Raw genomic sequence first — 21,352 nt, forward strand, 5'->3', positions numbered from 1 at the left:
TCACGCTAGTTGCGCCTCGGCGACCCGCGCTTCTCGATTCCTGACCGGTCTGGTCACCTGCTTCGCCACGCACGACGGCATGCCCGCCGTCGCCTGCGCCGACTGCCGCCGGTAGACGCTTGGCGGCACGCCCACCAGCTCGGTGAAGCGGGTGCTGAAGGTGCCCAACGACGAACAACCGACAGCGAAACAGACGTCGGTGACGCTGAGGTCGCCACGGCGCAGCAGCGCCATCGCCCGCTCGATCCGTCGGGTCATGAGGTAGCTGTACGGAGATTCGCCATAGGCGAGCCGGAACTCACGGCTGAGGTGCCCCGCCGACATGTGGACGCCACGGGCGAGCGCCTCGACGTCCAGCGGCTGCGCGTACTCCCGGTCGATCCGGTCGCGGACCCGGCGCAACCGCGCCAGGTCGCCCAGCCGTTGGGTCGCGTCGGATTTGCTGCTCACCTGGGAAATCGTGCCACAACCCACCGACAATCGGCCGCTCGCCGGGCGCGGGCGGGGGCCGACTCGCCGGTCAGCCGGCCTCGCGGCGGGCGCGGGCCCGACGCTTCCCCTCGTGCATGGCCTGCACCCGGGCCACCGGGATGGTCCGACCCTCGGCCACCAGGTCGGCGGGGAGCGGCTGCGGGTCCGGCATCAGCGCCGACCACGGATCACCACCGGCGAGCAGCGCGGGCGCGGTCCGGATGGTGAAGTCGGCGGGGGTCACCTCGGTCAGGTCGGCCCAGTCGACCGGGAAGGAGACCGGCATCCCGGGGCGCAGGCGGGGGCTGTACGCGGCGGCCACTGTCGCTCCGCCCGCCCGGGTGGCGTCCACGAAGACCCGGCCGCCCCGGTCCTCCTTGATGTAGGCCGTAGTGGCCAACTCCGGGTCGAGCCGCTCGGCGCGGACGGCAAGCGCCCGGGTGGCGGCGGCCAACTCCTCGGCGGTGGATTCCTCGGTCACCGGGACGAAGACGTGCACGCCCTTGGCGCCGCTGGTCTTGACGGCGCCGGCCAGGCCGGCGTCGGCGAGCGCCTGGCGGACCAGCAGGGCCGCGTCGACCGCCGCACGGAACCCGTCGCCCTCCGGCGGGTCCAGGTCGAGGACGAGGTGGGTCGGCCGGTGCAGATCCGCCACGGTGGCCAGCGTCGGGTGGTACTCCACAGCCCGCTGGTTGGCGAACCAGAGCAGCGTGCGGCGGTCGTCGCAGAGGGCGTACGAGATCTCCCGGTGCGACGCCTCCGCCCAGACCGACGCCCGGCCCACCCAGTCCGGGGTGTAGCGCGGCAAGTTCTTCTGCATGAACGGCGGCTGGCCGGGGCGGACCCTGATCACCGACAGCGGCCGGCCCCGCAGGTGCGGGAGGATCCGGTCCCCCACCGCGTCGAGGTAGTCGACCAGGTCACGCTTCGTCGCGTCGTCACGGTCGGACAGCGGCTGGTCCAGGTTGGTCAGGGCCACGCCGTCCCGGGTCTCGTCAGCCTCACTCACCCGACCACCCTCCCGGCCTGAATGCCGTCGGTCAACCGGACGCGGCGCTTCGGAACGAATCGGTTGCGGTACCCACCGTCGCCGGGCCCGGCGAACCGGCGGCCGAGGACGGCCCGGCCGAGCGTCGGGGCAGAGTGGTCAGCGCCACCAGCCACGCGGCGACCACGAGACCGGCGGCCACGGCGAACGCGGTCCGGTAACCGCCGGCGAGCGCGGCGGTCTCGGCCCAACCCGCGGCCCGCAGCCCGTCACTGCGGGCGGCCGCCAGGGTCGCCAGCGCGGCCAGGCCGACCGCGCCGCCGACCTGTTGGGTGGTGTTGGCCAGGCCGGAGGCGAGCCCGGCGTCCGTGTCGGTCGCGCCGGCCATGGCAAGTGTGGTGACCGCCGGCAGGGTGAGGCCGCCGGCCACCCCGAAGATCAACATCGCCGGGAGTACGTCGACGACGTAGGCGCCGTCGGCGGGCAGCCGGGCGAGCAGGAGGAAGCCGACGGTCGCCAGGACGAGCCCGGCCAGCAGGACGGTCCGGGCACCCCAGCGGGCGATCAGCCGCCCGGCCAGTCCGAGCGAGACCACGGCGATCACGACCGGGGTGGGCAGGAAGGCCCAGCCGGTCGCGGCGGCGTCCAGCCCCAGCACCAGTTGCAACTCCACGGCGAGCAGGAACTGGAACCCGAAGTACGCGCAGACCATGAGGAACTGCACCGCGTTCGCCGCCACCAGGCCCGGGACGCGCAGCACCCGGGACGGCACCAGCGGGGTCGCCGCCACCCGTTGACGCAGCGCGAACCCGCCGAGCAACAGCGCCGCGAGGGCCACCGCCCCGAGCGTCCGAGGGCTGGTCCAGCCGTGCTCGCCCGTTCCCACGATGCCCAGCACGGCGGCCATCAGACCCGTGGTGGCCAGCAGCGCGCCGGGCAGGTCCAGGCCGGCCCGCAGGCCGATCCCCCGCTCGGCCGGGAGGCGGCGGAGGGCCGCGACGAGGATGGCCGCCCCGATCGGCACGTTGACCAGGAAGATCGTCCGCCAACCGGCGGCCTGGGTGAGCACCCCTCCGGCGACGGTGCCGACCGACGCACCGGCCGCGCCGGTGAAGCTGAAGATGGCGATGGCGCGGGCCCGTTCGGCCGCTTCGGGATAGAGCCGGACGATCATGCCGAGGCTGACCGCCATGGCCAGCGCCCCGCCGACGCCCTGCCCGAACCGCGCACCCACCAGCAGGGCCGGACCGGTGGCGACCGCGCAGGCCAGCGAGGCGACTGTGAACAGCGCGACGCCGGCCAGGAAGACCCTCCGCCGGCCCAGCAGGTCGCCGAGCCGGCCGGCGAGCAGCAACAGCCCGCCGAACGCGACCAGGTAGGCGTTGACCACCCAGGCCAGGCCGGCGGCGGTGAAGCCCAGGTCGCGTTGCACGGCGGGCAGCGCCACCGCGACGACGGTCCCGTCCAGGATGATCATCAGGCTGCCGGCGCAGAGCACCAGCAGCGCCGGCCAGCGGGATGCAACGACACGCTCCACGAAACCCCTCCTTGGTGCACGGTTTGTTACCGAGGTCATCGTCTGTGACCATGAACCGGAGCGGAAGGAGGCACTTTGATGTCCCAGAGGAACAGCGATGTGTCCGCGCTGGTCCAGGCCGAGCTGACCTGCGCGGCCGAGAACGTGCCGTTCACCCCGGGTCAGGCTCGGGCCTGCACCGTCCGCGAGGTACTGGACCGGGTCGGCGGCAAGTGGAGCATCGGCATCCTGGTGGCCGCCTCGCACGGGCCGGTGCGCTTCACCGAGCTGGAGCGACACATCGAGGGCATCAGCCGCCGGATGCTCACCCTGACGCTGCGCAACCTGGAACGGGACGGCCTGCTGCACCGCACGGTCTACCCGACCGTTCCGCCCAAGGTCGAATACACCGCCACCCCGATGGCGCTGGAGCTGTACGAGTCACTTGTCGCGCTGACCAGTTGGGCCGAGCGACACCGCCGGGCCATCGCCGAGGCGCGGACCAGGTACGACGCCGAGCACGCCGGCTGAACCCCGCCAGGGGTGTGGTGAACGCCACCGCTTCCGTCTGACCGATCGGTCAGGGTCTGACCGATCGGTCAGGCATGCTGGATCGCGGGAGGTGGACCGGCCATGGTCAGAGCGGTACCCGACACGCACGGCGAGATCCTCGCCGCGGCGGCGCGGCGGTTCACGGTGACCGGCTACCGGGGCACCTCCCTGCAGGACATCGCCCGGGAGGTCGGCTGCTCCAAGGCCACCGTGCTGTACCACTTCGCCAACAAGGAAGCCCTGCTCGCCGAGCTGATGGCCCCCGCGATCGAGGTGCTCCGCAGCCTCGACGACAAGCTCAACGGCCTGACCGGAGCCGCCGCGCAGGAGGTCGCCGCACAGGGCTTCGTCGACCTCGCGGTCCGGTTCCGGCAGGAGATCGCGGTACTGCGCGGCGAGTTCCCGGAGCTGCTGTGCCAGCCAGCGTTCGCGCACATCCAGCAGATCTCCGATCGGCTACGGGGCGCGCTGGCCGGGCACTCCGACCGGCCGGGCGCCCGGATCGCCGCGCTGGTGCTGCTCGCCGGCATCTCCGAGGCGTGCGCCGAGTTCGTCGACATCCCCGACGACGAACTGCGCCCCGCCCTGCTCACCCTCGCCCGGCGGGCCGTCGAGCCCGTCGACGCACCCCTGCCCCATCCACCCACGACCGAGGACAAGGACTCCTGATGGCCACCCTGCTCTACCGGCTCGGCCGGGGCGCGTTGCGCCGGCGACGGCTCGTCGTCGCGCTCTGGCTCGTCGTACTCGTCGCTGCCGGCCTGGCCGCGGCGACCCTGCGCGGCCCGACGGCGAGCAACTTCACCATGCCCGGCACCGAGAGCCAGCGTGCGCTCGACCTGCTGGCCGACCAGTTCCCCGCGGCCAGCGGCGCCACCGGCACCATCGCGATCAAGGCGCCCGCCGACGGCCAACTGGCCACCCCGCAGGGTCAGGCCGTGGTGCAGGAGCTGGTCCAGCAGGCGTCGACGCTGCCCGGCGTGGTCGGAGCGGTCAACCCGCTCCAGGTCGGCGCGGTCTCGCCCAACGGCCGGTACGCGCTGGTCCAGGTCCAGTTCGCCAGCGGCGGGGACGACGTGACCGACGCGCAGCGCACCGCGTACGAGGAGGTCGGCGCGGCGGCCAAGGCGCAGGGCTGGCAGGTCGCCCCGGGCGGTGAGGTGCTCGGCGGCGAACCGGAGATCGGCTCCACCGAGGCGCTCGGCGTACTCGTCGCCGCGATCGTCCTGATCATCACGTTCGGTTCCCTGGTCGCCGCCGGCATGACGATGCTCAACGCGCTGATCGGCGTCGGCGCCGGAATGGCCGGACTGTTCGCGCTGAGCGGCGTCATCCAGCTCACCAGCACCGCACCGATCCTGGCGCTGATGCTCGGTCTCGCGGTCGGCATCGACTACTCACTCTTCATCACCTCCCGGCACCGGCAGAACCTGCTCGACGGCCTCTCCCCGGAGGAGGCGGTCGGCCGGGCCGTGGGCACCGCCGGCTCGGCAGTGGTCTTCGCCGGCGCCACGGTGGTCATCGCCCTGGCCGGGCTTGCCGTGGTGGACATTCCGTTCCTCACCGTGATGGGTCTCGCCGCCGCCGGCACTGTCACCGTCGCCGTCCTCGTCGCCATCACCCTCCAGCCGGCGCTGCTCGGCTTCGCCGGTCGCCGGGTGCTCCCCCGCCGGCTCCGCACCGTTCCCACCGCCGACGGCACCGCCGCTGACGAGGACGACTCGGACGTGACCGACCGGCCGGCCGCGACGACGACCACCACCACCACCACCACCACCGAAGAGCGCAACCGGTTCGGCTTCCGCTGGGCGCGACTGATCACCCGCTTCCGCGTACCCGTCATCCTGGTCGGTCTGCTCGGCCTGGGCCTGCTCGCGCTGCCCACGCCGGACATGCGGCTGGCCCTGCCGGGCGCCGCGACGGCAGCCGTCGGCTCACCCGCCCGGGTGGCGAACGACCTGACCGTCGAGGGCTTCGGAGCGGGCTTCACCGGCCGGCTCGCGGTGGTCGTCGCCGGTGACACCCCACAGGCCACCTCGGCGGCCGTGCCGCAGGTGACCGCCCTGCTCCAGCGCACCGAGAACGTCCTCGCGGTGGCACCGCCCCAGCTCAGCCCGGACGGCCGGACCGCGCTGCTCGGCGTGGTGCCGAAGACCGGCCCGACCGACGAGGCCACCGAGACCCTGGTGCACGACATCCGTGGCGCGGTGGGCGGGATCCGTGACGCGGACGTGCTGCTCACCGGCGTCACCGCTATCGGCATCGACGTCTCCGAGAAGCTCTCCGACGCGCTACCGATCTACCTGCTGCTGGTGGTCGGGCTCTCGGTGCTGCTGCTGATGCTGGTGTTCCGCTCGCTGCTGGTGCCGATCAAGGCGGCGCTGGGCTTCCTGCTCACCGTCGCCGCCACGTTCGGCATCACGGTGGCGGTCTTCCAGCAGGGACACCTCGCCGACCTCGTCGGCCTGGACACGCCCGGCCCGCTGATCAGCTTCCTGCCGATCCTGCTCATCGGCATCCTGTTCGGGCTCGCCATGGACTACGAGGTGTTCCTGGTGTCCCGGATGCGGGAGGACTTCGTCCACGGTGAGACCGCCCGACAGGCCACCATCAGCGGCATGGGGCACGGCGCACGGGTGGTCACGGCCGCCGCGCTGATCATGATCTCGGTCTTCGGGGGCTTCGTCTTCCTGGAGGACCCGGTGATCAAGTCGATGGGCTTCGCGCTCGCCATCGGCGTCGCCATCGACGCGTTCGTGGTCCGGATGACGATCGTCCCGGCGGTGATGTCGCTCCTCGGCGACCGTGCCTGGTGGCTGCCGCGCTGGCTCAACCGCGCCCTGCCCAACGTGGACATCGAAGGCGAGGGCCTGCGCACCCACCTCGAAGACCGCACCCCGACGCGCGTCTGACCCGTCCGACGGTGGAGGTGTGGCGCCCCGCCGGGCACCACACCTCCACTGCGTCAGACGCCCGCCGGGTAGGTCTCCATCTCGCCGGGGACCGCCGGCACCGGCAGCGGATGCAGGGCCGTGGTGTCGTCGCACCAGATGAAGGCGTCGTAGCGGTCACCGAGCCGGGTGGGCACGTAGTTGCCCCAGGACTCGAACGACGGGTCGTAGACGACCCCGATCGCCCGGTGGTCCACGGTGTCGGTCACCCAGCCCGGCTGGTCGTCGCCACCGAAGATCAGCAGCGCCCGCTCCGGCATCAGCTCGTGCAGCCGCCGCTCGATCGACCCCTCCCGGGCCGGGGGCACCACCATCGCCTCGGGCGGCGAACCCCAACGGGGTGCGGCGATCACCGTGCCCCGGTAGCTGCCGAAGCCGACCAGGGCCACCGCGTCCTCGCCGTGCCGCTCCCGGGCCAACTGACCAATGTTGACCATCCCGTCGGCGGCCATGTCGGTGGCCCGCGCGTCTCCGACGTGCGTGTTGTGCGCCCAGACGACGCCCCGGGCGTCGGGGCCGTACCGGTCCAGCAGCCGATCCAGGGTGTCCTGCATGTGGGTGTCGCGGATGTTCCACGAGTCCGGCCCGCCGGCCACCATCGCCCGGTAGTAACGCTCCGCGCCGGCCACCACCTCCGCGTTCTGCCAGGCCGAGAAGCGATCCGGGCCGTCGGAGAGGGCGTGTTCGCGGGTCCGGGCGAGCAACCGGACGACCTCCTCCTCGCAGCGGGCGGAGACGAACCGGCTGGCCGCGCCGTACTCCTCGACCCTCTTGCCGTACGGCTCGAAACACCGGTACGCGTCCTGCGCCGCCTCCAGCGACTTCGGGTCCTCCTCCCCCAGGTAGTCGAAGATCGCCTGCATCGACTCCCAGAGGCTGTACACGTCGAGCCCGTGGAACCCGGCCCGTTGCCCCTCCGGCCGCTCCACGTTCCAGGCCCGCAGCCAGCTGGCGAACCGGGCCACCTCGGCATTCGCCCACATCCAGGTCGGCCATCGCTCAAACTGGTCGAGCGCGAGCTGCGGTTCGAGCGCGCCGCCCGGCGCGGCCGTCACCGAACGGTGCACCCGATCACAGTCGGGCCAGTCACCCTCCACGGCGACGAAGGAGAAGCCGCACTCCGCGATCAGCCGGCGGGTGAGCTGCTCACGCAACCGGTAGTAGTCGTAACTGCCGTGGGTGGACTCACCGATCATCACCACCCGGGCGTCCCGAACGCGCTCCAGCAACGGGTCGAAATCGCTCGGCGCGCCGAGCCGCTGAACCAGCATGCCAGCGGCTACCCGGCCGCCGCTGCGGCAAACCGTGGGCGCGTCGCGAGCCGACACGCCGGCCGCCGGGCCGTCGTGGGTGCCGACCACGCCGGTGTACGACCACAGCGAGCGGGTAGCCGGCCGACATGACCGTCACCGGGGTTCAGTTGCAGGAGTACCTGGCCGGGCTCGACTACCCGGTCTCGCGGGAGGACCTGATCCGCTGGGGTCAGGAGAACGGCGCCAGCACGGCAATGTTGCAGATGTTGCAGGCGCTGCCAGCCGACCAGTTCACCTCCCCCGACGAGTTGAACGCAGCCCTCTCCACCCCCACCTAACCAGCCCAGCCCAGCCCAGCCCAGCCCCGCCCCAGCCCAGCCCAGCCCCGGTGATCATGGAGTTATTGCCGTTCCGCACGGCGTGTCGCGCCGCTAACTTCATGATCAGCGAGGTCTGGGGTCAGGGGAGGGGGACCTGGATGGTGCGGGATTCGGTGCGGGCGGTTTCGGCGGCGGCGATGATGCCGACCACCTCACGGCCGAAGCGGACGTCGCAGCGGTGGTCCCGGGTGCCGGCCCGTACCTGCTCGATGAGCTGGTCGATGGCGACGCCGAACGCGGTGGCGGCGTCGTTCTCACCGAACGGGACGTTCTCGATGCCGTTCTCGCCGTAGAACACGAACTCCCGGGCCATCGACTCGGTCGGGGCATCCAGGGAGAGCGAGGCGCTGCTCGTGGCACCGCCCTCGTGGGTGAGCAGCAGGTGCACCATCCCGCTCGGTCCGTCCATCGCGGCCACCTGCGTCACCCGGCCCAGCACCGGCAGGAGGATCGAGAGCGCGTGCGGGGCGATGTCCCACAGCGCCCCGTGCTCTCGACGCCACAACGAGCCGCCGTACGGGCTGCCGTCCTGGAAGATCGAGGCGAACGCGGTGGTGCGGCCGTGCTGCCAGCCCCCGGCAGCGGCGGTGGCGGCGAGGAACGCCGTCACGTTCGGCTGGAACCGCTGGGTGAAGAAGACGACCGAGGCGACCCCGGACTCCTGCGCGGCGGCCACGACACGGTCGGCGTCGCCCACGCTGAGCGCCAGCGGCTTGTCCAGCAGCAGGTGCCGGCCGGCGCTGGCCGCCCGGACCGCGATGTCGGCCTGGATGTCCGGCGGCAGGGCGACGGCGACCGCCTCACACTGCTCGATCAGCGCGTCGACGTCGGCGTAGGCGGGCACCCCGTACCGCTCGGCCAGTGCGGAGGCCCGCTCCGGGTTGCGACCCCAGACCCCCACCAGCTCCGCGTCGGGATGTGCGTGCAGCGCCTTCCCGTGCGTCTCGATCGCCCAGTGACCGGTGCCGAACAAACCGAACCGCAGCACGTGTACCTCCGCTGTTTCCCCACCCCGCGGCAACGCCACGGACCTGATCCACGCTAGTCGCCCCACCAGGGGCACCGGCGTCGGGTCGACCAACCGGAGCAGCTCACAGCCCGTGCCGCCCGGGCCGAACGCGCTCCGGTCGATGCCTGCGGAGCGAACCAGATCCGTGCGGCCCGCCCGGCACCCGACCCGAGCCATACCCCCTGGTCGCTGATCGCCGCCCGCCATCCGGAGGCGGACGACGGGTTCCGTCGCTGGTGGCCCGCAGATCTTGGACAGTTTCCGTTCCGCGCGAACGGAAACTGTCCAAGATCTCACGACGCAGAGCCGGGAACACGGCCGAGGTGCGGCGGGCGGTGCAGGACGGCCCGGCCCCACAGCGGAGACGCCGGGAGCGGCCAGACCGAGAGCAGCCAGGCGGGGTCACCCCATTACTACGACGGTTAGTAGGCTGTGCCGGTGACCGAGGCAACGACCGGGTGGGCCCGGTGACCAGAATGGGCGCCGAATCGCCGGTGGACGGGATCGTCGCGATCGTGCCGATCGTGCTGTCACTGCTCGTCGCGGCGTGGGCGCTGGTGGCGGCGGTACGCCACCGAACGCCGGATCGGGTGCAGTTCGTCGGTCTGGCCGTACTCGAAGTGGCGTTGCTGGTGTTGACCGTGCTGGCGCTCGTCGCGGTCGGCGGCGGGGATCAGCCCGGCGAGCCCGGCGCCTTCTTCGGCTACCTGGTCACGCTGGTGTGCCTGCCGCCGCTGGCCTGGGTGCTGGCCCGGATGGAGCCGACCCGCTGGGGCTCGGCGATCGTGTGTGCGGTCTGCCTGGTGGCCCCGGTGGTGGTGGTCCGCCTGCAGCAGACCTGGGAGGTGCTCGGTGGTTGAGACAGGGCCGGCTCGGCAGCGTACGAACTCCGGCCCGGGTCGGCTGCTCATCGCGGTCTACCTGCTCTTCGCCATCGCGGCGACGAGCCGGGCGGGCCTGCAGATCGCCACCAAGTTCGACGAGGCGCCGGTGGCGTACCTGCTCTCCGGGGTGGCCGCGCTCATCTACATCGTGGCGGCGGTGGGGTTGGCCCGCGCCGGGCACACCGGCCGACGGGTCGCGCTGGCGTGCTGCTCGGTGGAGCTGGTAGGGGTGGTCGTGGTCGGCGTCCTGAGCCTTGTCGACAAGGAACTCTTCCCGGACGAGACGGTCTGGTCGCAGTTCGGCAGCGGGTACGGCTACATCCCGCTGGTGCTGCCGGTGCTCGGGCTGATCTGGCTCTGGCGCACCCGCCGCGCACCCGCCTGACCCGCCGCACACCCGCCGCACACCCGGCGCGGGCCCGCCGCACACCGGCGAGGACCGGGGGGAAGACCGGGCGAGGGCCCGGCGACGAGGGCGTCCCGCTCAGGGAACGCCCTCGTCCGGAGTACCTGTCAGTCCCGTGGGCCGCCCGCGACGTAGATGACCTGGCCGGAGACGAAGCCGGCGCCCTCGCTTGCCAGGAACGAGATGGTGTGTGCCACGTCCTCGGGCCGGCCCGGGCGACGGACCGGGATCTCGGCGGCGGCGTGCTTCTGGAAGTCGTCAAAGTCGACCTTCATGCGGGCCGCGGTGGCCGCTGTCATGTCGGTGACGATGAAGCCGGGCGCGACCGCGTTCACTGTCACCCCGAACGGGCCCAGCTCGATGGCGAGCGTCTTGGTGAAGCCCTGCAGACCGGCCTTGGCGGCGGCGTAGTTCGCCTGGCCCCGGTTGCCCAGCGCGGAGGTGCTGGAGAGGTTGACGATCCGCCCCCACTTGCGGTCCACCATGTGCTTCTGGGCGGCCTGGCTGAACAGGAACGCGCCGCGCAGGTGCACCCCCATCACCGTGTCCCAGTCGGCGCTGGTCATCTTGAACAGCAGGTTGTCGCGGAGCACACCTGCGTTGTTGACGAGCACGGTGGGCGCGCCCAACTCGGCGGCGACACGGCTCACCGCCGCCTCGACCTGGTCCCGGTCGGACACGTCGGCGCCCACACCGAGCGCCCGGCCGCCGGCGGCGGCGATGGCGTCCACCGTCTCCTTGGTGGCCGCCTCCTCGATGTCGACCACTGCGACGGCCATCCCGTCGGCGGCCAGCCGTCGGGCGGTGGCCGCGCCGATGCCGCGTGCGGCTCCGGTGACGATGGCGACGCGGGACTCCTCCGACATGATTACCTCCCGGTAACGTGGGGTCGATCGGAGGAGCTTAACGTCAACAGGCCGAGCCCCGGCATAGGCGAATCCACCGGTATCCGTGGCCGGAGACCTTCACCGCGCCGAGCTTGCCCAGCTCGCCGTAGCCCCGGTCGGCCAGCACGTCGATCGGCAGGTCGGCCTCCGGCTCAAGACTGCTGAGGTCCACCTCGACGTCCTCGGTGCCCAGGTTGTGCACGAAGACCATCGTCCCGGTCGGCCCGTCGGCCCGGTGCGCGAGCACTCCGGCCGGCATCGCCACGTCGATGTGGGTGGTCGAGCCGGAGCCGATCTCCGGGGCCTCACGCAGCGTACGGATCATGCGCTCGAACCAGGCGAGCAGCGACTTGGCGTCGCCCCGCTGGGCGGTGACGTTGACATTCTGGTAGCCGAACTCACCCTTGTCGATCACCGGGCGGACCAGCTTCTCCGGGTCCGCCGTGGAGAAGCCGGCATTCGGCTGGTACGACCACTGCATCGGGGTACGGATCGCCTCCCGACCGGGCAGCGACAGGTCCTCGCCCATCCCGATCTCCTCGCCGTAGCGCAGCACCGGCGTGCCGCGCATCGAGAACTGCAGGGCGTACGCCAGCTCGATGTGCCGCCGGTCGTTGCCGAGCATCGGGGCGAGCCGGCGACGGATGCCCCGGTCGTAGATGCGCATGGTCTCGTCCGGGCCGAACTTCGCGTACACCTGGTTGCGTTGTTCGGTTGTCAGCCGGGACAGGTCGATCTCGTCGTGGTTGCGCAGGAAGGTGGCCCACTGCCCGCCGACCGGCAGCTTCGGGGTGTCGCGGAGCGCCTCGATGAGCGACTCCGGGTCCTCGCGGGCCAGGGCGAGCATGAGTCGCCCGTTGAGCATGAAGTCGAAGAGCATGTGGATCCGGTTGCCGGAACCGCTGGCGTCACCGAAGAACGTCGGTAGTTGGTCCGGCTCGACGTTCGCCTCGGCCAGCAGGACGGCGTCGCCGCGCCGCCACTGGACGTGCTGGCGCATCTCGGTGAGGAACTCGAAGTCCTTCGGGGAGTTCGGGTTGCCCGGCTCGGTCAGCTCGATGATGAACGGCACCGCGTCCATCCGGAAGCCGGAGACGCCGAGCTGGAGCCAGAACGACATGATCTTCTTGATCTCGGCCCGGACCTGCGGATTGGCGAAGTTGAGGTCCGGCTGGAACTTGTAGAACCGGTGGTAGAACCACGCCTTCGCGGTCCGGTCGTAGCTCCAGGTCTCGTCCTGCTCGCCGGGGAAGACCATGCCCTGGTGCCGGTCGTCCGGTTCGGTGTCGGACCAGACGAACCAGTCCCGGTACGGCGAGTCCGGCGAGGATCGGGCGGACTGGAACCACGGGTGCTCGTCGGAGGTGTGGTTGACCACCAGGTCGATGATCACGCGGATGCCCCGGTTCTGCGCCTGGTGCAGCAGCTCGGCGAAGTCGCCAAGGGTGCCGAAGCGCGGGTCCACGTTGTAGAAGTCGGTGGCGTCGTAGCCGTCGTCGCGGTTGGGCGACGGGTGGATCGGGTGCAGCCACAGGCAGGTCACCCCGAGCCGGGCCAGGTAGTCGAGCCTCCCGATCAACCCACGGATGTCACCGACCCCGTCGCCGTCCGAGTCGGCGTACGTGTCGATGTCGAGGCAGTAGACGACGGCTTCGGAATACCAACGGTCACCCATGCCGGAGGAACATCTCCGATCGATCACCGCGGCAAACCCGTTCGGCGGCCGTGGGGCGACGTTGGTTACCGTGCCGTCATGGAGAACGACCTCGTACCGCCGAGCGAACCGTTGGACTGGTCCCGGGGCGCCTGGCTGCACCCGCCGGTACGCGTCGAGGAGGGCCCGGCCGGCGAGCTGATCGTCGAGCCGGCGGCGGACAGCGACTTCTGGCGGCGGACCAGCTACGGCTTCGTGCACGACAACGGTCCGGCCCTGCTGGCGCCGCTGCCGGTGGGCGCCGCCATGGAGGTGAGCTTCCGGCTCGACTTCTCGGCGCAGTTCGACCAGGCCGGTGTGTTCGTCCGCGTCGACGAACGGACCTGGACCAAGGCTGGCGTCGAGGTGAGTGACGCCGAGGTGCAGCTCGGCGCGGTGGTGACCCGGGAGTTCTCCGACTGGTCGGTGGGGCCGGTGCCGGAGTGGGCGGGTCGGGAGGTGACCGTCCGGGTCAGCCGGGCCGGCGACGCGCTGACGGTCCGCGCCCGGGTCGACGATGAGCCGTGGCGACTGGTCCGGCTCGCCCCACTGGACCCGACGGCCGACGCCGTGGCCGGTCCGTTCTGCTGCGCGCCGTCCCGCGCTGGTCTTAGCGTGGTCTTCACCGGCTGGCGGCAGGGGCCGGCGGACACCGCGCTGCACCCGGAGCACTGAGCGCAGGTGTAGTGCGGGCCCCGGTGGGTATGACCCTCTGATCCCCGCAAGCCGACCGGAAGGACGACCATGGCGTACGCCCAGGCTGGCGACCCGTCCGAGTTCACTGGGTTGACCGGCTGGGTGGCCTCGGTGATCGAGGCGATGGGCCCGGTCGGCGTGGCGCTGCTGGTGGCGCTGGAGAGCATCGTTCCTCCGATCCCCAGCGAGATCGTGCTGGCGCTCGCGGGTTTCCTGGCGCACGAGGGCGAGTTCAACGTCTTCCTCGTGGTGCTGGCCGCGACGGTCGGCTCGCTGGTCGGCGCGCTGGTGCTCTACTGGCTGGGCGCGGCCCTCGGCGAGGAACGACTCAAGCGCTGGTTGGACCACATCCCGCTGGTGGACAGCGACGACCTGGAGAAGGCCGACAAATGGTTTGAGCGGCACGGTCGGTGGGCGGTGCTGATCGGCCGGGTCGTGCCGGTGGTCCGCAGCCTGGTCTCCGTGCCGGCCGGGGCCAACCGGATGCCGCTCGGTGAGTTCATCCTGCTCACCACCATCGGCAGCGGCGTGTGGAACGGCCTCATCGTGGGGGCCGGTTACGCGCTCGGACGCCGTTGGCAGGACGTCGAGCGCTACAGCGACTGGTTCAACTACGCGATCGTCGCGGTCTTCGTCGTCATGGTGGCTAGCTGGGTCGTCCGTAAGATCCGCAAGCGTCGGGCGCGCGACGACCGGCGGTCGGTGACCGCCGGTCGCTGATCCGCGTTACCGCCCACCGCCGGCGCCCTGGACGGACGCCGGCGAGCACGGTCAGGGCAGGGTGTCCAGGTGCGGGCCCACCGTGTTGGCGAAGCCGTTGCCGTTGCTGACGTCCCAGTTCACCGACCAGGTCATCGCGCCACGGATGCCGGGGTAGGTGCGCGGCGGGCGGAAGCTGCCGCAGTTGGTGCCCCGGGCCAGACAGTCCAGGGCGGCGTTGACCACGCTGGGCGCGACGATGCCGCCGCCGGCCGCCCCCGCTCCGGCGGGCAGGCCGAGACCGACCTGGTCGGGGCGGAGCCCGGCCTCCAACTGGATGCAGGCCAGCGCGACGATGAAGTTCACAGTGCCCTGGCCGTACGCGGCGTTCTGGTCGCAGCCGAGCATCGCGCCGGAGTTGTAGTACTGGGTGTTGACGACGGTCAGGATGTCCTTGATGTCGAGCGCCAGCTTGAAGTAACCGCCGGCCGGGTTCTGCATGTCGATGGTCTGCGGTGCCATCGCGATGATCAGGCCCGACCCGACCTTGGCCCGCAGCGCGCGCAGCGCCTGCCCCATGTACGTCGGGTTGAGCCCGTTCTCCAGGTCGATGTCGATCCCGTCGAAGCCGTACCTGGCGATCAGCGCGGCGGCCGTGTCGGCGAACGCGGTGGCCGAGGCGGCGTTGTTCACGGTGACCCGGCCGGTCTCGCCACCGACGGAGAGGATCACCCGCTTGCCCCGGCTGTGCAGGGTGCGTACGTCGGCGGTGAAGTCCGCGTCGGTGTAGCCGCCGAGCGCGGCGGCCAGTCCGGGGTCGACGCCGAAGGTGAGCGCGCCGGGCGTCGCGGTGGCTTCGGTGAACGCGACAGCCACCAGGTCGTACTCGGCGGGAACGTCGCGCAGCCGCAGCTCCACGGCGGGGTTGTCGAAGTTGTGCCAGTAGCCGGTGAGCAGGTGCTTCGGCAGCCCACCGGTGGGCGGGTTCGTCGGCGGTGGGGTCGTCGGCGGCGGTGTGGTCGGTGGGGGCGTGGTGGGCGGGGGCGTGGTCGGCGGCGGCGTGGTGGGAGGGGTGCCGCCGCCGCAGGACACGCCGTTGAGCTGGCAGCCGCTCGGCGAGCCGGAGCCGCTGGCCAGGAAGCCGAAGGAGACCGACGCACCCGGTGCGATGGTGCCGTTCCAGGACCTGTTGGTGAAGGTGTGCCGCTGGCCGGCGGAGCTGAGCAACGCGTCCCAGTAGCTGCCGAGGGTGGTGCCGGCCGGCAGGTCGAAGGCGAGGCTCCAGCCGTTGATCGTCGAGCTGCCGCCGTTGGTGATTGTGTACTTCCCCTCCCAGCCGGAGCCCCACTCGGCGGTCTTGACGAAGCTGGCGGTGGCCCCGGCGGCGTACGCGGGCAGTGCCACCCACGCCGCGCCGAGTGTCGCCACGAGGGCGGCGACGAGGGACAGGACAAGGGATCTGGAGCGTTTCATGCGACCCTCCGCGCCCGGACGGGCATCCATGGACATCGACGTGTACGCCAATTATTAAGACAGTTAACTGTTTCTGTCCAGGGGTCGGCACGGATCGGGCCGCCCGTCGCGTGACGCGGCGACGGACGGCCCGGTAGCGTCCGCTCAGCGGCGGAAGGTGAACCAGTTGACGTTGACGAAATCGTTCGGCTGACCGCTGGTGAAGGTCAGGTACACGGAGTGCCGGCCGGTCACCGCACCCACGTTGCCCGGCACCGAGCGCCAGCTCTGCCAGCCGCCGGTGTTGCCGATCGCGAAGCTGCCGATCGGCGCCGCGGTCGGGCTGTCCAACCGCACCTCGACGAGGCCACTCGCACCGCCACCCGCGCCGGAGGCGACCCGGGCCACGAAGTCCCGGGGCCCGCTGGAGCCGAACTCGACGTTGTCGTAGCGCGCCCAGTCACCGTTGCGCAGCGCGGCGATGTTCTGCCCGCCCTCCGCGCATGCCTCGACGAGCACGCCGCTCTGCCCGCTGAACGACTCGGCCTGGATCTGCGCGTACGCGTCGATCGTGCCGCCGGGGGGCGGCGTGGTGGGCGGCGGGGTGGCGCCACCGCCACGCTGGTACACCGCCACGTAGTCGACGAGCATCGGCCGACCCGGGACGGTGGCCGCGGTCGGCGTGCCGCTGCCGGCGACGCCGTTCGGGAAGGCGCCGCCCATCGCGACGTTGAGCAGCAGGAAGTAGCCCGCGTGCGAGGTCATCTGCGACCAGGCGGACGCGCCGACCTGGCTCTGCGTGACGGTGTGGTAGAGCTGCCCGTCGACGTACCAGCGCAGTTGTTGCGGGCTGATCGAGGCGTCCCACTCGAACCGGTACGTGTGGAACGCGGACTGGCAGCTCGAACCCGGGCAGGCCCGGGACGCGCCGAGGCCGTTGGACTCGTTGCACGGCCCGCCTGGCGCGACGCCGCAGTGCAGCACGCCCCAGACCGAGTTGATGCCGTTGACGTTCTCCATCACGTCGAACTCACCGATGCCCGGCCAGTTCTGGTAGTTGCCCCGGTAGGGCGCGCCGAGCGCCCAGAACGCCGGCCAGTAGCCGGCGGCGGCGGCGCCGGTCACGTTCGGCATCTGGATGCGGCCCTCGATGGCCAGCACACCGCCGGACGGAGCCTTGAAGTTGCTGCGCACGGTCTCGATCCTGGCGGAGGTCCAGCCGCCACCGCTGTCACGCAGCGGCGTGATCCGCAGGTTGCCACCACCGTCGTGGCTGACGTTGGCGGTGCTGGCTGTGTAGTTCTGGATCTCGCCGGTGCCCCAGTTGCCCGGACCACCGGGATAGCTGTGACCGGTGTCGATGATCCAGTTGGCGGCCGACGGCAGGGTGCCGGCGGCACCCGTGAAGTCGTCGCTCCAGACCGTGCTCCAGCCGGCCGGGGGTGGCGGCACGGCCGCCTGCGCGGTGACGGTGACGCCGGCCAGGACGGTGGTGGTGGCGAGCAGGACGGAGGCCAGCCGGAGCCGGCGTCGGACGAGCGGGGCGGCGGCTGCCGCCGAGGGAGATGACATGGACGTGCCTCTCTGCGGGGACGGGATCGAGAGAGCGCTCTCTCAGAGTTGTACGTCCAGCCGAAACAGTTGTCAACGTCGATCTCTTGTGGCGCTCGCCGGAACCGCTTGCGGACGACGCAACACCGCCTGCTCGATGGCCGACCACACGCTCGTGGTCACCAGGTAGATCACCGCGGCGAGCGGCAGCACCAGTGCCACCAGCACCGTCGTGAACGGCAGCAGGGGCAGCAGCCGGCCGAGCGTGGCAGCACCCGGCCCCTCGGTCGGCGTACCGGCCACCGTGCCCACCGCCGCCGACGCCCGGCGGGCCCGCCGCGACGACCACCAGGCCACCGCCAGCAACACCGCCAGCAGTACGCCGAACAGCGGCCCCGCCGCACCGGCCAGCCCGTCGCTGAGATGGTGGCCCAGCGGCACGCCGGCCAGCCGCTCGTCGAGCAGCCCGGTGCCACCCTCGCTGGTGCTGAACAACCGGTACAGCACCAGCAGGAACGGCGCCTGGAGGAGCAACGGCAGGCAGCCGGCGATCGGGTTCGCGCCGGCTGCGCGGTACAGCGCGAACACCTCGCGCTGAAGCGTCGCCGGGTCGTCGGCGTACCGCTGCTGAAGGTCACGCACCTGTGGGGCGAGCGCCGCGCGGCGCCGCTCGCCGCGGACCTGCGCGACGGTCAGCGGCGAGATCAGCAGGCGGACGGCGATGGTGAAGAGCACGATGGCGGCGGCGGTCGCCGCACCGCCGGCCAGTGGTTCGAGCAGCCCGGTGAGCCAGGACAGCGCGCTGCCGGCAGCGCCGACAGTGTCGTGCAGAGGTGCGAAGGCAAGCATGGGAAACCCCTCGGTCCGATTCCGGTGAGGCCCTCCCCCGGGCGGCATCCGCTCAGCAAGGGGGGCCGGTGACGGCGGGATCGGCAGCGCGGCGGCGAGGCGCTACGCGGCCGAGGGGCACCCCGGAGCGCGGGGGCGAGGCCGACCGGCGGCATCCGGGTCGATCTGGCGGGGCATTCGGCGACTTCGGGAGCGGGCCCGCAGGCCGGCCCACCGCGGCCCGGCACCGGCCGCGCCCGCCCGACCGTGCAGCCGGGCCGCCAGCACCACCGCGAGCAGCACCAGGGCGGTCAACGCGGCGCCCGCGAGCAGGTCGACCGGTCGGCCCGCGAGCAGGGTGAGCTGGGCGAACGCGGACATCCACGCGACCCCGACATAGCCCAGCAGCACCGGCACGGGCCCAGCGTAGGCCCCGCTGTCACGTCGCTCAGCCGAATCCGGCGGCCCGCACCGAGTACGGCGCGCCGCCGCCACGTTTCCCGGTATCGCCACGTTGGGTAACCAACGGCGGACCAACGCGGACGGCCCGCGAACGGTAGGAACGGACGGGTGATGTCGATGACCGGTCAGGTGGCAGAGGCGCCCAGCGACATGGCTGCGGCGACCGGGTTGCTCACCGTGGGTGTCGAGGAGGAGTTCCTGCTCGTCGACCCGCACACCGGGGCCGCGGTTCCGGCCGTCGACCTGGTCATGGAGCAGGTGCCGGCCGAACTTCGCGGACAGGTGGAGCGGGAGTTCCAGACCAGTCAGATCGAGATCGGCAGCCCGCCCGGCCTGGAACTCTCGTCGATCCGGCACTCCCTCGGCGTACTGCGTCGGGCGCTCTCCGACGCGGCCGAGCGGGCCGGCGTACGCCTGCTCGCCATCGGCACCGGCCCGGTGGACGGCCCGGTGCCACCGGTGGTGGACAAGCCCCGCTTCGACCGGATGATCGAGCGGTTCCGGCTGCTCGTCCCCGGCCCCGGCAACAACGGCATGCACGTGCACGTGGGGGTGCCCGACCCGGACACCGGGGTGCAGGTGCTCAACCACGTCCGGCCGTGGCTGCCGCTGCTGCACGCGGTGACCACCAACTCGCCGTTCGCCCGTGGCGAGGACACCGGCTACGCCAGTTGGCGCTCGGTGGAGTGGGAGCGCTGGCCGTCGGTGGCGCCGACGCCGTTCCTGGAGTCGCACGAGCACTACCAGCGGCTGATCCGCCAGTTGATCTCCAGTGGGGTGATGCTCGACGAGGGGATGCTCTACTGGTACGCCCGCCTGTCGGCGAAGTACCCGACGGTGGAGCTGCGGATCGGCGACGTCTGCCCGTCGGTGGACGACGCGGTGCTGGTCGCCGCGCTGGTCCGGGCGCTGGTGGCCACCGCCATGACGGATGTGGAGGCCGGCCGGGCGGCGTTGCAGACCGACCACCACCTGCTGGTCGGGGCACACTGGCGGGCAGCCCATGACGGCCTGGAAGGCGAGGCCGTCGACGTCACGAACGGCGAGCTGCGCCCGGCCTGGGAGCTGGTGGACCGGTTCGTCGAGCGGATGCGGCCGGCGCTGGAGCAGCACGGCGACTGGGCCGAGGTGACCGACCTGCTGGGTGGGTTGCGCCGGCACGGCAGCGGCGCGGCACGGCAGCGCGCGGTGTTCGAACGCACCGGCAAGCTCACCGACGTGGTGCAGGACGTCGCGCGGCAGACCCGCGGCTGATCACCGCGTGACAGGATGAACCCGTGGCGCAACGGCTGATCGTCATCGGCGGGGACGCCGCCGGAATGTCGGCGGCGTCCCAGGCCCGACGCCGCCGCGACCGCGGCGACCTGGAGATCGTGGTCTTCGAGCGGGGCCACTTCACCTCCTACTCGGCGTGCGGCATCCCGTACTGGATAAGTGGCCTGGTGCCCGGCCCCGAGGCGTTGATCGCCCGGGAGCCGGAGACGTTCCGCACGAAGTACGCGATGGACGTACGGATGCGCCACGAGGTCACGACCATCGACCTGGAACGCCGCGAGGTGGTGGCCCGGGACCTGGCGGGCGGCGGCGAGGTCCGCGAGCGCTTCGACGACCTCATGTACGCAACGGGCGCGGTGCCGGTGAAGCCACCGTGGGCGGTCACCGACGCGGGCGGCGTGTTCGGCATGCAGACCCTCGACGACGGTTCGGCGCTGCGCGACTGGCTGGACGCCGAGCCGCAGCCGCGTCGGGCCGTGGTGGTCGGCGGCGGGTACATCGGCGTCGAGATCGCCGAGGCCCTGATCCAACGCGGCCTCTCGGTGACCCTGGTGGAGTCGGGTGAGCAGCCCATGTCGACGGTCGACGGCGACATGGGCGAGCTGGTGGCCGAGGCGATGCGCGGCCTCGGCATCACGATCCGCGACAGCCTGTCCGTGACCGGCCTCGAGGAGCGCGACGGCCGGGTGTCCGCCGTGGTCACCGCGGAGGGGCCGATTCCGGCCGACGTCGTGGTCATGGGTCTCGGGGTACGCCCCAACACCGCGCTCGCGGAGGCGGCCGGGCTACCCCTCGGGCCGACCGGCGCGATCCGGGTCGACCGCCGGATGCGGGTGCCCGGGTTCCCCGGGATCTGGGCGGCCGGCGACTGCGTGGAGACCCTGCACCGGGTCAGCGGGTTGCCTGTGCACGTGCCTCTCGGCACGCACGCCAACAAACAGGGCCGGGTCGCCGGGATCAACATCGGCGGCGGGTACGCCACCTTCACCGGCGTGATCGGCACGGCGGTGACCAAGGTCTGCGACCTGGAGGTGGGTCGGACGGGCCTGCGCGAACGCGACGCCACGGCTGCCGGTTTCGAGTTCGTCTCGGTGATCGCCGAGTCGACCAACCGGGCCGGCTACTATCCCGGTGCTCGGCCGATGACCGTCAAGTTGATCGCCGAGCGCCCCAGCGGTCGGTTGCTCGGCGCGCAGATCGTCGGTTGGTCCGAAGCGGCCAAACGGATAGACACGCTGGCCGTGGCGCTGTGGAACGGCATGACGGTGGACGATATGACGCAGCTCGACCTGGGCTACGCTCCGCCGTACGCGCCGGTGTGGGATCCGGTGCTCATCGCCGCCCGAAAAGCGGTCGACGCGCTCGCCGCGCTCAACCGTTGACCCGCGCCCGCCGTGGA

At 71.8% G+C, this 21,352-nt stretch carries 21 protein-coding genes; 10 read left to right on the plus strand and 11 right to left on the minus strand.

All coding sequences use genetic code 11. The features are described 5' to 3' along the window. From ACQP0U_RS27340 to ACQP0U_RS27350, 3 genes are all read right to left on the minus strand, one after another. Positions 1-450 carry a helix-turn-helix transcriptional regulator gene (locus ACQP0U_RS27340; RefSeq protein WP_433312493.1) on the minus strand — a complete coding sequence of 150 codons (450 nt, stop codon included), beginning with the start codon at positions 448-450 and terminating at the stop codon, positions 1-3. 70 nt (positions 451-520) lie between these two features. Then, positions 521-1,480, minus strand: coding sequence for a non-homologous end-joining DNA ligase (gene ligD / locus ACQP0U_RS27345; RefSeq protein ID WP_433312496.1), 960 nt, complete (start codon positions 1,478-1,480; stop codon positions 521-523). Positions 1,481-1,511: 31 nt separating this feature from the next. Beyond that, positions 1,512-2,996 carry an MFS transporter gene (locus tag ACQP0U_RS27350; RefSeq protein ID WP_433312499.1) on the minus strand — a complete coding sequence of 495 codons (1,485 nt, stop codon included), beginning with the start codon at positions 2,994-2,996 and terminating at the stop codon, positions 1,512-1,514. 75 nt (positions 2,997-3,071) lie between these two features. Here ACQP0U_RS27350 and ACQP0U_RS27355 point away from each other — a divergent pair, with 75 nt between their 5' ends. The 3 genes from ACQP0U_RS27355 (at position 3,072) to ACQP0U_RS27365 (ending at position 6,439) form a co-directional block, all read left to right on the plus strand. Further along, entirely contained in the window at positions 3,072-3,506 is a 435-nt protein-coding gene (locus ACQP0U_RS27355) for a winged helix-turn-helix transcriptional regulator (protein WP_433312502.1), read from the plus strand. A gap of 102 nt (positions 3,507-3,608) precedes the next feature. After that, entirely contained in the window at positions 3,609-4,196 is a 588-nt protein-coding gene (locus ACQP0U_RS27360; protein WP_433312504.1) for a TetR/AcrR family transcriptional regulator, read from the plus strand. Continuing rightward, positions 4,196-6,439 carry an MMPL family transporter gene (locus tag ACQP0U_RS27365; RefSeq protein ID WP_433312507.1) on the plus strand — a complete coding sequence of 748 codons (2,244 nt, stop codon included), beginning with the start codon at positions 4,196-4,198 and terminating at the stop codon, positions 6,437-6,439. The genes ACQP0U_RS27360 and ACQP0U_RS27365 overlap by 1 nt, the downstream gene beginning before the upstream one ends. 53 nt (positions 6,440-6,492) lie before the next feature. On the opposite strand, the gene ACQP0U_RS27370 is transcribed toward ACQP0U_RS27365, so the two are convergent. Then, positions 6,493-7,749: an erythromycin esterase family protein gene (locus ACQP0U_RS27370; protein ID WP_433312510.1), complete on the minus strand. Its 1,257-nt coding sequence runs from the start codon at positions 7,747-7,749 to the stop codon at positions 6,493-6,495. Positions 7,750-7,877: 128 nt separating this feature from the next. Here ACQP0U_RS27370 and ACQP0U_RS27375 point away from each other — a divergent pair, with 128 nt between their 5' ends. Further along, the gene (locus ACQP0U_RS27375; protein WP_433312513.1) at positions 7,878-8,069 is read left to right on the plus strand and encodes a DUF2795 domain-containing protein; all 192 of its coding nucleotides are present in this window, start codon (positions 7,878-7,880) and stop codon (positions 8,067-8,069) included. 121 nt (positions 8,070-8,190) lie between these two features. Here ACQP0U_RS27375 and ACQP0U_RS27380 read toward each other — a convergent pair whose 3' ends face one another. Beyond that, entirely contained in the window at positions 8,191-9,099 is a 909-nt protein-coding gene (locus tag ACQP0U_RS27380; RefSeq protein ID WP_433312516.1) for a Gfo/Idh/MocA family protein, read from the minus strand. Positions 9,100-9,596: 497 nt separating this feature from the next. Between ACQP0U_RS27380 and ACQP0U_RS27385 the strand changes: the two genes are divergently transcribed. Continuing rightward, positions 9,597-9,980: a hypothetical protein gene (locus ACQP0U_RS27385; protein WP_433321208.1), complete on the plus strand. Its 384-nt coding sequence runs from the start codon at positions 9,597-9,599 to the stop codon at positions 9,978-9,980. Continuing rightward, a complete protein-coding gene (locus tag ACQP0U_RS27390) occupies positions 9,973-10,389 on the plus strand; it encodes a hypothetical protein (RefSeq protein ID WP_433312519.1) in 417 nt (138 codons plus the stop codon). Before ACQP0U_RS27385 ends, ACQP0U_RS27390 begins: the two co-directional genes overlap by 8 nt. Positions 10,390-10,517: 128 nt before the next feature. Here the strand turns inward: ACQP0U_RS27390 and fabG are convergent, their stop codons facing one another. Further along, positions 10,518-11,276, minus strand: a complete 759-nt coding sequence (gene fabG / locus ACQP0U_RS27395; protein WP_433312522.1) for a 3-oxoacyl-ACP reductase FabG — start codon at positions 11,274-11,276, stop codon at positions 10,518-10,520. Between the two features lie 43 nt (positions 11,277-11,319). Further along, positions 11,320-12,972 (minus strand): alpha-amylase family protein, encoded by a 1,653-nt coding sequence (locus tag ACQP0U_RS27400; protein WP_433312524.1) that lies wholly within the window; start codon positions 12,970-12,972, stop codon positions 11,320-11,322. Between the two features lie 78 nt (positions 12,973-13,050). On the opposite strand from ACQP0U_RS27400, the gene ACQP0U_RS27405 reads away from it, so the two are divergent. Beyond that, positions 13,051-13,665, plus strand: a complete 615-nt coding sequence (locus ACQP0U_RS27405; RefSeq protein ID WP_433312527.1) for a DUF1349 domain-containing protein — start codon at positions 13,051-13,053, stop codon at positions 13,663-13,665. 69 nt (positions 13,666-13,734) lie between these two features. Beyond that, a complete protein-coding gene (locus ACQP0U_RS27410) occupies positions 13,735-14,406 on the plus strand; it encodes a DedA family protein (RefSeq protein WP_433312530.1) in 672 nt (223 codons plus the stop codon). A 51-nt stretch (positions 14,407-14,457) separates the two neighbouring features. On the opposite strand, the gene ACQP0U_RS27415 is transcribed toward ACQP0U_RS27410, so the two are convergent. The 4 genes from ACQP0U_RS27415 to ACQP0U_RS27430 form a co-directional block, all read right to left on the minus strand. Further along, on the minus strand, positions 14,458-15,858 hold the full coding sequence (locus ACQP0U_RS27415) for a chitinase (protein ID WP_433312533.1): 1,401 nt from the start codon (positions 15,856-15,858) through the stop codon (positions 14,458-14,460). A 144-nt stretch (positions 15,859-16,002) separates the two neighbouring features. Further along, positions 16,003-17,409, minus strand: a complete 1,407-nt coding sequence (locus tag ACQP0U_RS27420; protein WP_433312535.1) for a carbohydrate-binding protein — start codon at positions 17,407-17,409, stop codon at positions 16,003-16,005. Between the two features lie 72 nt (positions 17,410-17,481). Further along, complete coding sequence (locus ACQP0U_RS27425; RefSeq protein WP_433312538.1) at positions 17,482-18,237, minus strand: YidC/Oxa1 family membrane protein insertase; 756 nt, start codon at positions 18,235-18,237, stop codon at positions 17,482-17,484. Positions 18,238-18,339: 102 nt separating this feature from the next. Beyond that, the gene (locus ACQP0U_RS27430; RefSeq protein WP_433312541.1) at positions 18,340-18,633 is read right to left on the minus strand and encodes a DUF6412 domain-containing protein; all 294 of its coding nucleotides are present in this window, start codon (positions 18,631-18,633) and stop codon (positions 18,340-18,342) included. Between the two features lie 156 nt (positions 18,634-18,789). On the opposite strand from ACQP0U_RS27430, the gene ACQP0U_RS27435 reads away from it, so the two are divergent. Continuing rightward, complete coding sequence (locus ACQP0U_RS27435; RefSeq protein ID WP_433312544.1) at positions 18,790-19,932, plus strand: carboxylate-amine ligase; 1,143 nt, start codon at positions 18,790-18,792, stop codon at positions 19,930-19,932. A 23-nt stretch (positions 19,933-19,955) separates the two neighbouring features. Next, on the plus strand, positions 19,956-21,335 hold the full coding sequence (locus ACQP0U_RS27440) for an FAD-dependent oxidoreductase (protein ID WP_433312546.1): 1,380 nt from the start codon (positions 19,956-19,958) through the stop codon (positions 21,333-21,335). Positions 21,336-21,352: the final 17 nt, after the last annotated feature.

The sequence above is a fragment of the Micromonospora sp. CA-269861 genome, assembly GCF_050948505.1.
Taxonomy (GTDB): Bacteria; Actinomycetota; Actinomycetes; order Mycobacteriales; family Micromonosporaceae; genus Micromonospora.

Coding starts and splice junctions, on each gene's coding strand:
- ACQP0U_RS27360 (WP_433312504.1), top strand. CDS start 3,609: ATGGTCAGAGCGGTACCCGACACGCACGGCGAGATCCTCGCCGCGGCG.
- ACQP0U_RS27365 (WP_433312507.1), top strand. CDS start 4,196: ATGGCCACCCTGCTCTACCGGCTCGGCCGGGGCGCGTTGCGCCGGCGA.
- ACQP0U_RS27370 (WP_433312510.1), bottom strand. CDS start 7,749: ATGCTGGTTCAGCGGCTCGGCGCGCCGAGCGATTTCGACCCGTTGCTG.
- ACQP0U_RS27375 (WP_433312513.1), top strand. CDS start 7,878: ATGACCGTCACCGGGGTTCAGTTGCAGGAGTACCTGGCCGGGCTCGAC.
- ACQP0U_RS27385 (WP_433321208.1), top strand. CDS start 9,597: ATGGGCGCCGAATCGCCGGTGGACGGGATCGTCGCGATCGTGCCGATC.
- fabG (WP_433312522.1), bottom strand. CDS start 11,276: ATGTCGGAGGAGTCCCGCGTCGCCATCGTCACCGGAGCCGCACGCGGC.
- ACQP0U_RS27400 (WP_433312524.1), bottom strand. CDS start 12,972: ATGGGTGACCGTTGGTATTCCGAAGCCGTCGTCTACTGCCTCGACATC.
- ACQP0U_RS27405 (WP_433312527.1), top strand. CDS start 13,051: ATGGAGAACGACCTCGTACCGCCGAGCGAACCGTTGGACTGGTCCCGG.
- ACQP0U_RS27410 (WP_433312530.1), top strand. CDS start 13,735: ATGGCGTACGCCCAGGCTGGCGACCCGTCCGAGTTCACTGGGTTGACC.
- ACQP0U_RS27415 (WP_433312533.1), bottom strand. CDS start 15,858: ATGAAACGCTCCAGATCCCTTGTCCTGTCCCTCGTCGCCGCCCTCGTG.
- ACQP0U_RS27420 (WP_433312535.1), bottom strand. CDS start 17,409: ATGTCATCTCCCTCGGCGGCAGCCGCCGCCCCGCTCGTCCGACGCCGG.
- ACQP0U_RS27425 (WP_433312538.1), bottom strand. CDS start 18,237: ATGCTTGCCTTCGCACCTCTGCACGACACTGTCGGCGCTGCCGGCAGC.
- ACQP0U_RS27435 (WP_433312544.1), top strand. CDS start 18,790: ATGTCGATGACCGGTCAGGTGGCAGAGGCGCCCAGCGACATGGCTGCG.